The sequence below is a fragment of the Streptomyces sp. CA-278952 genome, from assembly GCF_028747205.1.
GTDB lineage: Bacteria > Actinomycetota > Actinomycetes > Streptomycetales > Streptomycetaceae > Streptomyces.
Window position 1 is genome coordinate 5,114,078 of sequence record NZ_CP112880.1, and the last position, 13,593, is coordinate 5,127,670.

The 13,593-nt window shown below is 69.7% G+C and carries 13 protein-coding genes; 3 read left to right on the forward strand and 10 right to left on the reverse strand.

Features of this window, described 5'->3' with window-relative positions; genetic code table 11:
- The first annotated feature begins 107 nt into the window (after nt 1-107).
- A complete protein-coding gene (locus N7925_RS22905; RefSeq protein WP_265601329.1) occupies nt 108-1,892 on the forward strand; it encodes a DEAD/DEAH box helicase in 1,785 nt (594 codons plus the stop codon).
- 81 nt (nt 1,893-1,973) lie between these two features.
- On the opposite strand, the gene N7925_RS22910 is transcribed toward N7925_RS22905, so the two are convergent.
- Genes N7925_RS22910 through N7925_RS22920 form a run of 3 tightly spaced genes read right to left on the reverse strand, consistent with a single transcriptional unit; the run spans nt 1,974 to nt 5,412 of the window.
- The gene (locus tag N7925_RS22910; protein WP_274345004.1) at nt 1,974-2,657 is read right to left on the reverse strand and encodes a hypothetical protein; all 684 of its coding nucleotides are present in this window, start codon (nt 2,655-2,657) and stop codon (nt 1,974-1,976) included.
- 2 nt (nt 2,658-2,659) lie between these two features.
- Nucleotides 2,660-4,960 carry a DUF6571 family protein gene (locus tag N7925_RS22915; RefSeq protein ID WP_274345005.1) on the reverse strand — a complete coding sequence of 767 codons (2,301 nt, stop codon included), beginning with the start codon at nt 4,958-4,960 and terminating at the stop codon, nt 2,660-2,662.
- Nucleotides 4,960-5,412 carry a hypothetical protein gene (locus tag N7925_RS22920; protein WP_265601332.1) on the reverse strand — a complete coding sequence of 151 codons (453 nt, stop codon included), beginning with the start codon at nt 5,410-5,412 and terminating at the stop codon, nt 4,960-4,962. Before N7925_RS22920 ends, N7925_RS22915 begins: the two co-directional genes overlap by 1 nt.
- A 530-nt stretch (nt 5,413-5,942) precedes the next feature.
- Between N7925_RS22920 and N7925_RS22925 the strand changes: the two genes are divergently transcribed.
- Together N7925_RS22925 and N7925_RS22930 are read left to right on the forward strand one after the other, a co-directional pair.
- Nucleotides 5,943-6,587 (forward strand): IclR family transcriptional regulator, encoded by a 645-nt coding sequence (locus N7925_RS22925; protein WP_265601333.1) that lies wholly within the window; start codon nt 5,943-5,945, stop codon nt 6,585-6,587.
- A 180-nt stretch (nt 6,588-6,767) separates the two neighbouring features.
- Nucleotides 6,768-7,556, forward strand: a complete 789-nt coding sequence (locus N7925_RS22930) for a S16 family serine protease (protein ID WP_274345006.1) — start codon at nt 6,768-6,770, stop codon at nt 7,554-7,556.
- Here the strand turns inward: N7925_RS22930 and N7925_RS22935 are convergent.
- From N7925_RS22935 to N7925_RS22965, 7 genes are all read right to left on the reverse strand, one after another.
- Entirely contained in the window at nt 7,516-8,856 is a 1,341-nt protein-coding gene (locus N7925_RS22935; protein WP_274345007.1) for an MFS transporter, read from the reverse strand. The two genes, N7925_RS22930 and N7925_RS22935, sit on opposite strands and share 41 nt — an antisense overlap.
- Before the next feature lie 25 nt (nt 8,857-8,881).
- Nucleotides 8,882-9,076 carry a hypothetical protein gene (locus N7925_RS22940; protein WP_274345008.1) on the reverse strand — a complete coding sequence of 65 codons (195 nt, stop codon included), beginning with the start codon at nt 9,074-9,076 and terminating at the stop codon, nt 8,882-8,884.
- A gap of 46 nt (nt 9,077-9,122) precedes the next feature.
- Nucleotides 9,123-9,737 carry an ArsR/SmtB family transcription factor gene (locus tag N7925_RS22945; RefSeq protein ID WP_265601337.1) on the reverse strand — a complete coding sequence of 205 codons (615 nt, stop codon included), beginning with the start codon at nt 9,735-9,737 and terminating at the stop codon, nt 9,123-9,125.
- A 76-nt stretch (nt 9,738-9,813) separates the two neighbouring features.
- On the reverse strand, nt 9,814-10,806 hold the full coding sequence (locus N7925_RS22950) for a glycine betaine ABC transporter substrate-binding protein (RefSeq protein ID WP_416222924.1): 993 nt from the start codon (nt 10,804-10,806) through the stop codon (nt 9,814-9,816).
- The gene (locus N7925_RS22955; RefSeq protein ID WP_265601338.1) at nt 10,803-11,678 is read right to left on the reverse strand and encodes an ABC transporter permease; all 876 of its coding nucleotides are present in this window, start codon (nt 11,676-11,678) and stop codon (nt 10,803-10,805) included. Before N7925_RS22955 ends, N7925_RS22950 begins: the two co-directional genes overlap by 4 nt.
- Nucleotides 11,675-12,943, reverse strand: coding sequence for an ABC transporter ATP-binding protein (locus tag N7925_RS22960; protein WP_265601339.1), 1,269 nt, complete (start codon nt 12,941-12,943; stop codon nt 11,675-11,677). Before N7925_RS22960 ends, N7925_RS22955 begins: the two co-directional genes overlap by 4 nt.
- Nucleotides 12,936-13,583: an ABC transporter permease gene (locus N7925_RS22965; RefSeq protein ID WP_265601340.1), complete on the reverse strand. Its 648-nt coding sequence runs from the start codon at nt 13,581-13,583 to the stop codon at nt 12,936-12,938. Before N7925_RS22965 ends, N7925_RS22960 begins: the two co-directional genes overlap by 8 nt.
- Between the last annotated feature and the right edge of the window lie 10 nt (nt 13,584-13,593).

A 13,593-nucleotide genomic window follows, 5' to 3' on the forward strand; every position in this document is an offset into this window, starting at 1 on the left:
GGCCCCCGGTAGGGTGGCCCGGTTGTCGTATCGCGGGCCGGGCCGATCAAGGGCCGGGTCCGGTGCGGACAGCGCCCCACGTACCCGAGAGCCCCGAACCGGAGACCGTGACTACTACCACCGCCTCCCACCACCTCTCACCCGCCTTTCCCGGCCGCGCCCCTTGGGGCACCGCCGGCAAGCTGCGAGCCTGGCAGCAGGGCGCCATGGAGAGGTACGTCCAGGAGCAGCCGCGCGACTTCCTCGCCGTCGCGACGCCCGGCGCCGGCAAGACCACGTTCGCGCTGACCCTCGCGTCGTGGCTGCTGCACCACCATGTCGTGCAGCAGATCACCGTCGTCGCCCCGACCGAGCACCTCAAGAAGCAGTGGGCGGAGGCGGCCGCCCGGATAGGGATCAAGCTCGACCCCGATTACAGCGCCGGCCCGCTGAGCAAGGAGTACCACGGGGTCGCCGTGACGTACGCCGGTGTCGGCGTCCGTCCGATGCTGCACCGCAACCGCTGCGAGCAGCGCAAGACGCTCGTGATCCTCGACGAGATCCACCACGCCGGTGACTCGAAGTCCTGGGGCGAGGCCTGCCAGGAGGCGTTCGACCCGGCGACCCGGCGGCTCGCGCTGACCGGTACGCCGTTCCGGTCGGACACCAACCCGATCCCGTTCGTGGCGTACGAGGAGGGCAACGACGGCATCCGCCGCTCCTCCGCCGACTACACCTACGGTTACGGCAACGCGCTCGCCGACGGTGTCGTCCGCCCGGTCATCTTCCTCAGCTACAGCGGCAACATGCGCTGGCGCACCAAGGCCGGCGACGAGATCGCCGCGCGGCTCGGCGAGCCGATGACCAAGGACGCCATCGGGCAGGCCTGGCGCACCGCGCTGGCGCCCACCGGCGAGTGGATCCCCAACGTGCTCACCGCCGCCGACAAGCGGCTCACCGAGGTCCGCAAGGGCATCCCCGACGCGGGTGGCCTCGTCATCGCGACCGACCAGGAGTCGGCGCGCGCGTACGCCAAGATCCTCAAGAAGGTCACCGGCGAGACGCCGACCGTGGTCCTCTCCGACGAGAAGGCCGCGTCCAAGAAGATCGACCAGTTCAGCGGCGACGAGTCGCGCTGGATGGTCGCGGTCCGCATGGTGTCCGAGGGCGTCGACGTGCCACGTCTCGCCGTCGGCGTCTACGCGACGACGATCTCCACGCCCCTCTTCTTCGCCCAGGCCGTCGGGCGCTTCGTGCGGTCCCGCAGGCGCGGCGAGACGGCCTCCGTCTTCGTCCCGACCATCCCGATGCTCCTCGACTTCGCCAACGAGATGGAGGTCGAGCGCGACCACGTGCTCGACAAGCCGAAGAAGGGCAGCGACGAGGAGAACCCGTTCTCGGAGGAGGACAAGCTCCTCGCCGACGCGGAGAGGCTGGAGGACGAGGAGACCGAGGAGCAGCTGCCCTTCGAGGCGCTGGAGTCCGACGCCGTCTTCGACCGGGTGCTGTACGACGGGGCCGAGTTCGGCATGCAGGCCCACCCCGGTTCCGAGGAGGAGCAGGACTACCTCGGCATCCCCGGGCTCCTGGAGCCGGACCAGGTCCAGCTCCTCCTCCAGAAGCGGCAGACCCGGCAGATCGCGCACAGCCGCCAGAAGCCGGCCGAGGAGGCCGACCTCCTGGAGAAGCCGGCCGACGCCCGGCCCGTGGTCACCCACAAGCAGCTGCTGAGCCTGCGCAAGCAGCTCAACACCACGGTCTCCGCCTACACGCACCAGAGCGGCAAGCCCCACGGTGTGATCCACAACGAACTGCGCCGCGTCTGCGGCGGCCCGCCGAGCGCGGAGGCCACGGCGCACCAGATCCAGCAGCGGATCGCGAAGGTCCAGGAGTGGGCGACGCGGATGACGTGACCGGGAGAACGGGCCCGAGGAAGGAGGGCGGGACGCGTATCCGTACGCGTCCCGCCCTCCTTTGCGTCCTCGTCGAGGCCGTCAGCCGTTCACGGGCTCGGGGACCTGGTCGGGCAGCGCGGCCTCGTCGGCGCAGCCGAGCTGCTCGGCCAGGGCGCGGGACACGTCGTTGAGGATGGCCATGCGGTCCTTGGCGGTGGAGGCGGGGTCCACACCGGCGACGGTGAACATGCTGGCCTTCACGTACGACGCCTTCCCCTGCTTGCCCTCTGTGGAGCAGGAGAAGTACAGGTAAGCGCCGCCGTCACCCTTCACGTAGGCGTGCACGCCGAGGGCGAACGGGAGGTGCTCGTCGTCCTTGCTCATGTCAGGGCGGTCCGCTCGCGGTTCGAATTCGACTTCCAGCTGGGGATGCCCGCTGTCGTCGTCAGCACGGTAGACGTTGCAGTCCAGGCGCTCACCGATTTTCCCGTGCAGGTGCTTCGCAGCGAGCTCGAGAGAGAACGTGCCCGGTTCACCCGATGCGTCTCGCCCGGTCAGTTCGGTGAACCGGTCCGTCCCGCTGACCCGCCGCAGCGCCTGCTGCGCCGATGCTCGGAGCGTCCCGTCGCACACCTGCTCGGCGGAAATCACGTCCTGCTTGCCGGTGTCCTCGTCCCCGCCGCAGGCGGTCGCCGCCGCGAGCAGCAGCACCCCGTAAGCGGCGCGGAGCCAGGCTGTCGCGGCCCGTTTCTGTCGGGAGGTTCGGTCCGATGGCCATGGCATGTTCAGTCCTTGTGCGGAGCGCGTCCGCGATAGTCGTTCTGTCCGGAGCCTGTGCCGAGGTAACTCTCCTTGATTTCCTGGTTCCACTCCTGGTCATCACCGATCCCGGCGACCTCTGGATTGTCCTTCACATAGGCGAGATAGGCCTTGCCGAGATCGTCCACCCCCTGGTCGTAGAATTCCTGACTGGTCATCTGGGCCTGCTGCAAGGGGTCTTTCTGGGCACCGTCGATCCCCTTGTCGATCTCGTGCCCGATGAACGTGTTGACCGCGTTGCCGACCGTCTCCGCGGCCAGTGGTGCCACCACCAGCGCCGCCGCCGTGGAACCGGGCACCGGAATCGCGGCGATACCGCCTCCCACCACGACTCCGGCACCCAGCTTGGCCCAGTCGCCGGAACGGCCGAGCGACTTGTTCTGTTGCTCCGCCTCGTCCTCGTACGTCTTCTCCGCCTGCTGTACGCGGGAGTGGTCGAGGATGCCGCGCGCTTCGGCACCTGTCGTCAGAGCATCGTGCGCGTTGTCGATGTTCGCTTTGCTCGTTGCGGGGTTGGCGTCGAGCACGCTCAGTGTGTACAGGTGCTCTGCCGCCGTGACGACACCGTGCGAGGTCTCATTCTGGCCGAGCACGCTCAGGAAGCTGACGGCACCCTGGTTGCCGAGGTCCGCACGACCGGCGTACTTCGCCGGAAAGGCCCCCTCGTCCTTCATATGGTCCCCAACCCCCGTCAGGCTGTAGTTGATGTCGTCGATGTACGCCGCCCCCATCTTGCCGAGACTATCGGCCAACTGGGACTGCTCATGGAGCATCTTCGGCCCGTCCTCGCTCCCGTACAGGAACGCGACCTGTTCCATGACCCCCGCCGTCTCCGCGGTGCGCAGATCGCGGTTGCCGGGGATCAGCGGATCCTTGGCGGTCATCGGGTCGCCGTCGTAGACGTATCCGGTGGTGGCGGCCTCCAGCGCGTGGCCGAGGGAGTCGTGACCCGCGATGACCTTGTTGTCACCGCCCATGATGGAGGCGTCGGACAGCCAGATGCGTTCCTTCGTCAGGTACGTGAGGTTCTCGTTCACCTCGGATTCCTTGTCGACCCCCGCTCCAGCGCCTTCCGGCTGGGCGAAGAACTGCGTCGCGGCACCGGGGTTGTGGCCGAGGGCCTCCAGGAAGCCGGTCATCGGGTCGCGGCCCCGGTCGTCCTTGCTGTAAAAGTTCAGGTCGCCGTTGTTCCAGTTGTTGATCCACGGACTCATGTGCTCGACGTTGCGTTCCTTGTCGAACGCCACGAGCTTCTCGCCGTAGTCGTTGAGGAACTGGTCGTCGTAGTCGCCGAACCGCATGAGATTGCTCATGACGGCGAATCCACGGGGATTGTTCGCGTGGTCGGTGCCGAGTTCCTCCGGGCCCAGCTGGACCATCTTCTGCTCCCAGGACCGCATGGCCGCGCTGTCGGAGAGCGTGGCGGTGCCCAGCGCGACACCCAGATTCTTCTGGAGGAGTTTGGCCTGTTCCAGCCGCTTCGGGTCGGCCCCATAGCCCTGGTACGGGTCGGCGATGCCGGCGTAGAACTTCAGCAGCCCGTCGGGCGTCGTGGAGGTGGCGAGCTTCTCCGCGAACAAGGGGTCCTTGCCGTACTTGGCGAGTGCGGCGTTGACCGTGTTCAGCTCGGTCGTCGTGAGGTCGGTCGGGTCTTTCTTGAGGGTCTTGGCGAGCGCCGCTGCCTCGGCGACGGCCTTGGCCGCGGAGTCCCGGTCCGTGTAGTCGGCGCCGGAGAACCCGTGCTCGGCCTGGTTCACGATGAGCCGCAGCGCCTCGGACGCGGTGGTGTCGCTGCGCGTGGCCTTCTGCAAAATTGCCTGGACCCGGTCGCGCAGGCCGTCCACGTCGCTCTGGCTGTGCTCGGGAAGCGTGGTGCCCTGGGCGGCGCGGTCCGGGTGGATGTTCATCGTGACGGTGAACGACCCGTCGCCCGTGTCCCTGACCGTCAGGTTCTTCTTCCCGCTCTGCGAGATCACCTCGTTGAGCTCGTCGCGGAAGGCGACCAGCTCGTCCCGGGTGTCTCCGAGGATGCGGGCGACCGTGCGGGCCTGGGTGTGGGCGTCGGCGAACTCGCCTGCGGTCTTGTCCACGAAGGACCGGGTGACGGTGGCGTTCTCCCCGGCCCACCGGGCCTTCGCCGCCTTGCCGCCCAGGTTGTCCTTGGCGTCGCTCTTGAGGGTCGCCAACTTCTTGACCATCTGCTCCCAGTCGGTGATCGCCTCACCGAGCTGCGAGAAGTTGCCGAAGCGGAGGGCGTCGAGGTCCATCAGGCGCCCTTCCTCTCGTTGAAGCCCGCGTCGAGCGTGGCGATGCTGCTGACGGTTCCCGCGATGTGGACCTCGTCGCCCGCGTGGGCGCCCTTGGTGAAGTCGAGGTGGTTGGAGATGTGCGCGGTGGCGTCCAACAACGACCTGGACTGGTCGATCCAGCGCGATGCCACGTCGTCCAGCGCGCCGCCGAGTGCGAACCCCTGCGTCTTCAGCCCTCCGGCCGCCTTCTGAGAAGCGGCGCGGGCGTGTTCGCTCACCCGGCCGAAGTTCTGATGCAGTTCGAAAGCCGCGTCCCCGATCGCGGCCAGGTCCGTCTGGTTGACCGCGAGGTCCCCTTGCCGGCTGCCGCCCCCACCACTCGGTTCCGGCGGTAACTGGTTCAACTGCATCCGCTGCGACCGCTGGTCGGCCGCGTCGGCCTTCAGCTGCTCCCACTCGTCCCACACCATGGATCTGAACGCCTCCCGCGAGCCCGGCCGCCCGTTGCCGGCGGCTGTGTGTCAGGGAAGCTACCCATCAGGCGCGTCGCGCGGCCGGTCGTTCCGTTGTTCGTCACACATTCCGAACAGACGGTGCTTCCGGCATGCGGTGATCAAGGGAGAGGCACAAGGAATCGTGTACCAATACTTTACGCAGTGTTAACGCCTGTTCACCCCTGAGTGTGCTCTGTCACGCACCAGTCGTGACACGTGAACGCGCGTAGATGTTCGCTTTCCGGACGCCGCCCCGCTGACCGGCCCTTATGCGCGGGCCGTTGCGGAGCTCCGTGTCCGGAGACCGGATTCTGGACGAGGACTTCCGCTGAGCGGACTGGATCGCTACTGTCCCCGCCATATGAACGCCCCGTGGCAACGCCGCCGCGGAGCGCAGCCGGTGCCTTGCCAGGCCGGCGGCCTCTCCGTGCGTCGCCGCTGGGACCGGCGTCGCAACCCCGCCGGAGCAGGACCGTCGTCGCTCACCCCGAAGAGGAGAGGGCGTCGTGACAGCGGAGACCTCCCAGACGCTCGACCGAGGACTGCGCGTCCTCAAACTGCTCGCCGACACCGATCACGGCCTGACCGTCACGGAGTTGTCCAACAAGCTCGGTGTCAACCGGACCGTCGTCTACCGATTGCTCGCCACCCTGGAACAGCACGCCCTGGTCCGCCGTGACCTGGGCGGCCGCGCCCGGGTCGGTCTCGGTGTGCTGCGGCTCGGCCGCCAGGTGCATCCGCTCGTCCGGGAAGCCGCGCTGCCCGCGCTGCGCTCCCTGGCCGAGGACATAGGGGCCACCGCCCATCTCACACTCGTCGACGGCAGCGACGCCCTCGCGGTCGCCGTCGTCGAGCCCACCTGGACCGACTACCACGTCGCCTACCGGGCCGGCTTCCGGCATCCGCTGGACCGGGGCGCGGCGGGCCGGGCCATCCTGTCCGCCCGGCATACCACGGAGGCCGGGCACCCCGGGTACACCCTCACCCACGGCGAGCTCGAGGCCGGGGCCAGCGGGGCGGCCGCGCCCCTGGTCGGGGTCTCGGGCGTGGAGGGCAGCGTCGGTGTCGTCATGCTCGCCGACGCCGTACCGGAACGGGTCGGGCCCCGCGTGCTCGACGCCGCCCGGGAGGTGGCCGACGCGCTGCGGTAGGCGCGTACGGGCGGGGGAGTGGCCGACGCGCTGCGGTTGGCCCGTACCGGCCGGGGGTGGCCGACGCGCTGCGGTTGGCCCGTACCGGCCGGGGAACGCCCGGGTCCGCCCTCGCGGAGACGTCGGGGGCGGCGTACGCCTGGCGCGTTCCGGCCGGGGGGCGGCGGTTAGATTGGGTGCGTGCTCACTCGTCTCACGCGCCCCCGCGTTCTCGCCCTCTGCGCGCTGCCCGTCCTCGCCCTCTTCGGTACGGCGGCCCTCGCACCGCTGCCGTTCACCCTGGCCCGGCCCGGGCTGACCGCGGACGTGCTCGGCGAGGACGACGGGCGGCCGGTGATCACCATCACCGGCACCGAGACCCGGCCCACCGACGGGCAGCTGAGGATGACGACGATCCTCGCCACCGGGCCGAAGACGGACGTCCGTATCGGCGAGGTGATCGACGGCTGGTTCCGGACCGACCGGGCGGTCATGCCGCGCGACTCCGTCTACCCCACCGGCGGCTCCGAGAAGGAGATCGAGAAGCACAACCTCGACGACATGAAGCAGTCGCAGAACGTCGCCGTCGACGCCGCCCTGAACTACCTGGACCGCGAGCCCGGTTCGATGCGCGTGGAGGTGGACCTCGGCGACGTCGGCGGCCCGAGCGCCGGTCTCTTCCTCTCCCTCGGCATCATCGACAAGCTCGACGGCAACGGCTCCGGCGGCGACCTCACCGGCGGCCGCACCATCGCCGGTACGGGGACGATCGACGCGGACGGCACGGTCGGCGCGGTCGGCGGCGTGTCGATGAAGGCCCAGGGCGCCCACCGCGACGGGGCGAGCGTCTTCCTCGTGCCGAAGGCCGAGTGCGCTCAGGCGGAGGCCGAGGCGCCCGACGGGTTGCGGATCGTGCCCGTCTCCACGCTGAAGGACGCGGTCGGCTCGCTCAGGGCCCTGGAGTCGGGCGGGAAGGTGCCGAGCTGCTGACCTGCACCGACGGCACCGACGGCACCGACGGTACGACGGGTGGCGCCGGCTGTACGGGCTCCGTCACCGGCCCGTCGTCCAGCGTCCGCCAGGACGGGAACACCAGCGGGCTCAGCGTGGCCAGGAAGTAGACCCCGCCCATCAGCAGCAGCGCCCCCGTCGCCCCCGCGCCCTCCACCAGCAGCCCGGCCGCCAGCCCGCCCAGCGGCATCGCGAACTCGCAACCCGCCGTCAGCGCCCCCGACACCCGGCTGCGCAGCCGGTCCGGCACCCGTTCGTAGGTCACCGTCGTCAGGATCGGGTTCAGCACGCCGCCCGCGATCCCGCCGAGCAGCATCGTCACCGCGAGGGGCAGCGTCGTCCCGGTCACCGCGGCGACCAGGAACCTCGGCGCCCCGCACAGGATCACGCACACCGTGAACACCGTCCGCCGTGAGAACCGGTGCCCCACCGCCCCGTACAGCAGGGCCCCCGCCAGCCCGCCCGCCCCGAACAGCGCGGTGAGCAGGCCGATGGCGGTCGCGCCGCCCAGCTCGGCCTCGGCGTGCACCGGGAGCAGCACGGCATACCAGCCCTGGTCGGTGCCGTTCATGAACATCACCATGACCACGATCGCCAGCAGCAGCCGGTTACCCAGCACGTGGGTGTATCCCTCGCGGAGTTCGGAGCCGTACGTGCGCAGCGATACCGGGGCTTCGGCCTTCCTCGGTTCGGCCGCGCGCATTCCGCGTACCCCCGTGGCGATCAGCAGGGCGGACAGGCCGAACGTCGCCGCGTCCAGCAGCAGGACCGTCTCCGCGCCGGCGAAGGCGATGAGGACTCCGGCGAGCGCCGCGCCGACCATCCGGGCCCCGCGCGTGACCGCGTCGAAGAGGCTGGCGGCCCGGGGGAGCGTGGTGCCGGCGTGCTCGGCCAGGTCCGGGATCAGGACGTAGCGCGCGGTGTTGCCCGGGGTGTGGGCGAACCCGTTGACCGCCATCAGCGCGCACAGCATCCAGAAGTCGAGGACGCCGGCGAAGTGCAGCAGCGGGATCGTCGCGATGGCCGCAGCACACACCGCGTCGGAGGCGATGGCGACCCGGCGGCGGCCGATCCGGTCGATGACCGGTCCGCCGATCAGTGCGGCGACGACGATCGGCAGGGTGGCGCAGAAGGCGACGAACCCGGCCCGGCCGGCGCTGCCGGTGGTCTCCAGGACGAACCAGGGGACGCCGATCAGGGTCAGTGAAGTACCTGCGGTGGAAATGGCGTTGGCCGCGAGCGTGGCGGCGAGCGGTGTGCGGTTTCCGCGATGCCCCATGGTGCTGTCTCCCCCGAGTCGATGGTCAGGCCGGATGGAAGGCGGCGGTGCGGGGCGCGGTCGCCTCCCGGCTCCGGGTCGTCAGGCGCAGTCCCACCTCGACCAGGGTCCAGCCGACCCGGGTGCGCAGGCTGGTGCGGGGGAGGCGGAACGCCGTGGCCGTGTGGTGCAGTTCGGCGGCTCGGGTGGTGTGCAGGAGGTGGTGGACGTCGGCGTGCATAACGGGATTCCCTTCAGATGGTGGGGAGTTGCGGTGTGCGGTGGCTTCATTCGGAGGCGCGCGGGAAGGTGTGCAGGTGCGTCCGGACGACGGCCGATCCCTCGGTGTCGTCGGGGACGCGGCCCCGGTAGCTCTCCACAAGCTCCTGGGCCTTCTGGGACAGCTCCAGAGCGAGCTCCGGGGTGAGGCGGATCGTGAAGTCGCTCATGTCCCAGCTCCGCTGCCACTCGTCCGGCCAGTCGTCCATCGTGCCCAGCCAGGTGTTCAGCTCCTGGGCGTGACCGGTGGCCGTCTCGTGGAGGACGAAGTCGATGGCCCCGCGTACCTCCGGGTCGGCGTGCGTCCGGAACTCGGCGCTCTCGACGGTCGAGCCGTCGTGGGCCGCCCGCCACCAGCGTTCGCGGCCCTTGCCCAGCTCCGGGGCGTCCTCGACCATGCCGGACTCGGCCAGCTGGCGCAGGTGGTAGCTGGTCGCGCCGCTGGACTCGCCCAGCCGCTCGCCGAGCTGGGAGGCGGTGGCGGGGCCGAAATCGCGCAGCGCCTTCAGCAGTCGCATCCGGAGGGGGTGCGCGATGGCCCGCAAGGTGCGGGCGTCGACGTTGTGGATCTTCCGGTCGGTGCCGTCGTAGCGGTAGGGGCGGACGTCCTCGTTCTCTGCCATGGTTCGAAGGTAGAGATGCAAAGCAACCTTTGCAAGCCTTTTTTGCAAGGAAATGTTTGCAACGGTCCTCTGTAACTCACCCCTCCTCGATGAACCCCTCCGCCACCAGCCAGTCCTTCGCCACCTCGTGCGGGTCCTCGCCCTCCACGTCCACCTTGGCGTTCAGCGTCTGCGCCACCTCGGTCGTCAGCTTCCTCGCCAGCGGGTCCAGCAGTTCCGCGATCACCGGGTACTTCTCGAAGGTCGCCTCGTGGATCACCGGGGAGGCGTTGTAGTTGGGGAAGAAGTTCTCGTCGTCCTCCAGGACGTCCAGGTTCATGGCCTTGATCCGGCCGTCGGTGGTGAACACCTCGCCCAGCAGGCAGGAGTCGGACTCGGAGACCTGGGTGTAGATGATCCCGGCGTCCATCTTCCGGATGTTGCCTGCCGGGATGTTCATCCCGTATTTCTTCTCCATGCCGGGCAGCCCGTCGTCGCGGGAGGCGAACTCGTTCTCCACGCAGATCGTCACCGCACCCGGGTCCTTCTTCGACAGGGCCGCCACGTCCGAGAGGGTCTCCAGCTGGTACCTGGCGTTGTTCTTCTTGCTGACAGCGAGCGCGTACGTGTTGTCGAGCGGCGCCGGCGGCAGCCAGACCACCCCGTTGCCCCGGTCCTCGTCCCGCACCGCCTCGTACTGCTTCTCCGGGTCGACGATGGGGTCCGCGTGGCCGAGGAAGGTGATCCAGCCCGTGCCGGTGTAGTCCCACATCGCGTCGGCGTCGCCGTTGATGATGGCCTCGCGCGCGCTGATCGAACCCGGCAGGTTCGTCCGGTCCAGGACCTCCGCCCCGGCCGCCTTGAACACCAGGCCGGTCATCTGGCCCAGGATGATGTTCTCGCTGAAGTTCTTCGACGTCACGGTCAGCGTCGCGCCCTTGAGCGGCTCGCCCTGCCCGACCGACCCCGGCGACACGTCGTCCACCATCGGCGAACCGCTCTTGAGCCCGCAGCCGCCCAGCGCCACCGCCAGGGCCAGGCCACCGATCGCCACGGCCCCGCGCCGGGGAACGTACGCCGTCCTCCTCATCGCTCCTCCAACCCGCGCGGCGTCAGCGCCAACTCGGCCAGCGAGGCCAGCCAGTCCACCAGCAGGGCCAGCACCACCGTCAGCACCGAGCCGATGACCAGCACCGGCATCCGCTGCGTCTGGATCCCCGACGTGATCAGGTCGCCCAGTCCGCCGCCCCCGCCGAACGTCGCCAGCGTCGCCGTGCCGACGTTCAGGACGAGTGCCGTACGCACCCCGGCCAGGATCAGCGGGACCGCGAGCGGCAGCTCCACCTTCATCAGGACGCCCCGGCCGGACATCCCCATCCCGCGCGCCGCCTCGATCATGTTCGGCTCGATCCCCCGCAGGCCCGCCACCGTGTTGGAGAGCACCGGCAGCACCGCATAGATCACGATGCCGATGATCGCGGTCCGCGGGCCGATGCCCAGCCAGATCACCAGCAGCGCCAGCAGACCGATCGCGGGCGTCGCCTGCCCGATGTTGGCCAGGGCGGTGAACGCCGGGGCCGCCTTCCGCAGCCGCCGCCGGGTCAGGGCGATGCCCAGCGGGATCGCGATGATCAGCACCCAGAACGTGGAGATCGCCGTCAACCGCACGTGCTGCCACCAGCGCAGCTGCACATTGCCGCCGGTCAGCGAGTTCTCCGCGATCGAGTCCAGGTGGATGTTGGTGATCCAGACGTAGGTGACGACCAGGACGACCACCAGCACCACCGGCAGGACCACCAGCTTCCGCCAGGTGAACCGGCGCTCCGGCACGGCCGGGGCGGGGGAGGGGGAGGGGTCGCTCTCCTCGTCGTGGAACGCGTGGCCCTTGACGTCGTGCTCACCCGGCGGACGGGTGGGGGCGGCCGGGTTCTTGCCGGAGCCGGACGGATGGCTGGGACTCATCGGCCGCCGCCACCCCCCTCCAGCTCCTGCTCCGTCTGGTGGACCCGCAGCTCCTCCAGCTCGTGCTGGTGCTCCATCGCGGTCAGCCGGTCGGCCTCCAGCAGCTCCTGCACGTTGTCCATCAGCGTCTTCATGTCGACGACCCCGATGAACTCGCCGCGCCGCCCGGTCACCGCGACCCGGCCCCCGCTGTCGGTGAGGACCGCCTCCAGCGCGTCGTGCAGCGTGGCGTCCCGGGTCACCGTGTCGTGCACCAGCTGCCCGGCCCGCGCCAGCGAACCGCGCGCCCGCATCAGATCGCCGCGCCGCAGCCACTTGTACGGGCGGTTGCGGCGGTCCAGCATCAGCAGTTCGTTGTACGGGCCGCTGCGCAGCTTGTTGAAGATCGACTGGAGCGGGTCCTCGACCGTCACCGTCGGGAAGTCCGCGATGCCCACATCCCGTACGCGGGTCAGATTCAGCCGCTTCAGGGCCGCGCCCGCGCCGACGAAGCCGGAGACGAAGTCATCCGTCGGGTTGGTCAGGATGGCCTCGGGGGTGTCGAACTGCGCGATGTGCGAGCGCTCCCGCAGCACCGCGATCCGGTCGCCGAGCTTGATCGCCTCGTCGAAGTCGTGGGTGACGAACACGATCGTCTTGTGCAGCTCGTGCTGGAGCCGGATCAGCTCGTCCTGGAGGTGGTCGCGGGTGATCGGGTCGACCGCCCCGAACGGCTCGTCCATCAGCAGTACGGGAGGGTCGGCGGCCAGCGCCCGCGCCACCCCCACCCGCTGCTGCTGCCCGCCGGAGAGCTGGCGCGGATAGCGGCCGTGGAACTCGCGCGGGTCCAGGCCCACCAGGTCGAGCATCTCCTCCACCCGGTCCCGGACCCGCGACTTGGACCAGCCGACCATCTTCGGGACCAGGGCGATGTTGTCCGCCACCGTCATGTGCGGGAAGAGGCCGGAGGACTGGATCGCGTAGCCGATCTTGCGGCGCAGCTTCACCGGGTCGATGTCGGTGACGTCCTCGTCGTCGATCCGGATCCGGCCCGACGTCGGCTCGATCAGCCGGTTGATCATCTTCAGGGTGGTGGACTTCCCGCAGCCGGACGGCCCGACGAAGACCACCGTCTCACCCGCCCTGATCTCCATCGAGACGTTCTCGACGGCCGGGTTCGGGGTGCCCGGGTAGCTCTTGGTGAGGTTCTCCAGCTGGATGGTGGCCCCGGAGGTGGCGGTGGTCCCCTCCTCCGGGGCGACAGCGCCGGTCTCGGTCTCAGGCACGGATCCCCCTCGGGATGGTCAGCCGCCCCAGCAGGACGTACGCGGCGTCGAAGAGCAGGGCGAGGACGACGATGCCGAGCGTGCCCGCGAGGACCTGGTTGATCGCGTTGGCGCTGCCCAGCGAGGCGATGCCCCGGAAGATCTCGTTGCCGAGGCCCGGCCCGGAGGCGTACGCGGCGATGGCGGCGATGCCCATCAGCATCTGGGTGGAGACCCGGATCCCGGTCAGGATCGGCGGCCAGGCGAGCGGCAGCTCCACCCGGCACAGCCGGGCCGGCCGCGACATCCCGATGCCCGTCGCCGCGTCGACCAGCGACGGATCGACCCCCCGCAGCCCGACGATGGCGTTCCGGACGATCGGCAGCAGCCCGTACAGCGTCAGGGTGATCACGGTCGGCGCGACGCCGAGGCCGACCAGCGGGATCAGCAGACCGATCGCGGCGAGCGAGGGGATGGTGAGGATCGTGGACGTGGAGGTGACGGCGAGGGAGCCGCCCCAGCCGCTGCGGTAGCTCACCACGCCGATGACCACGCCCAGCACGGTCGCGATCACCATGCACTGGAAGACCGCGCTGACGTGCTGGAACGCGTCCGTGAGGAGCTGCTGGTGGCGGGTGTTCAGATACTCCCAGAAGCTCACACGGCGCTCC

Bases quoted from the DNA above. Each gene is read 5' to 3' on its own strand.
- N7925_RS22935 (WP_274345007.1), bottom strand. From the start codon at position 8,856: ATGGGGCATCGCGGAAACCGCACACCGCTCGCCGCCACGCTCGCGGCC.
- N7925_RS22920 (WP_265601332.1), bottom strand. From the start codon at position 5,412: ATGGTGTGGGACGAGTGGGAGCAGCTGAAGGCCGACGCGGCCGACCAG.
- N7925_RS22955 (WP_265601338.1), bottom strand. From the start codon at position 11,678: ATGAGTCCCAGCCATCCGTCCGGCTCCGGCAAGAACCCGGCCGCCCCC.
- N7925_RS22910 (WP_274345004.1), bottom strand. From the start codon at position 2,657: ATGCCATGGCCATCGGACCGAACCTCCCGACAGAAACGGGCCGCGACA.
- N7925_RS22945 (WP_265601337.1), bottom strand. From the start codon at position 9,737: ATGGCAGAGAACGAGGACGTCCGCCCCTACCGCTACGACGGCACCGAC.
- N7925_RS22950 (WP_416222924.1), bottom strand. From the start codon at position 10,806: ATGAGGAGGACGGCGTACGTTCCCCGGCGCGGGGCCGTGGCGATCGGT.
- N7925_RS22940 (WP_274345008.1), bottom strand. From the start codon at position 9,076: ATGCACGCCGACGTCCACCACCTCCTGCACACCACCCGAGCCGCCGAA.
- N7925_RS22915 (WP_274345005.1), bottom strand. From the start codon at position 4,960: ATGGACCTCGACGCCCTCCGCTTCGGCAACTTCTCGCAGCTCGGTGAG.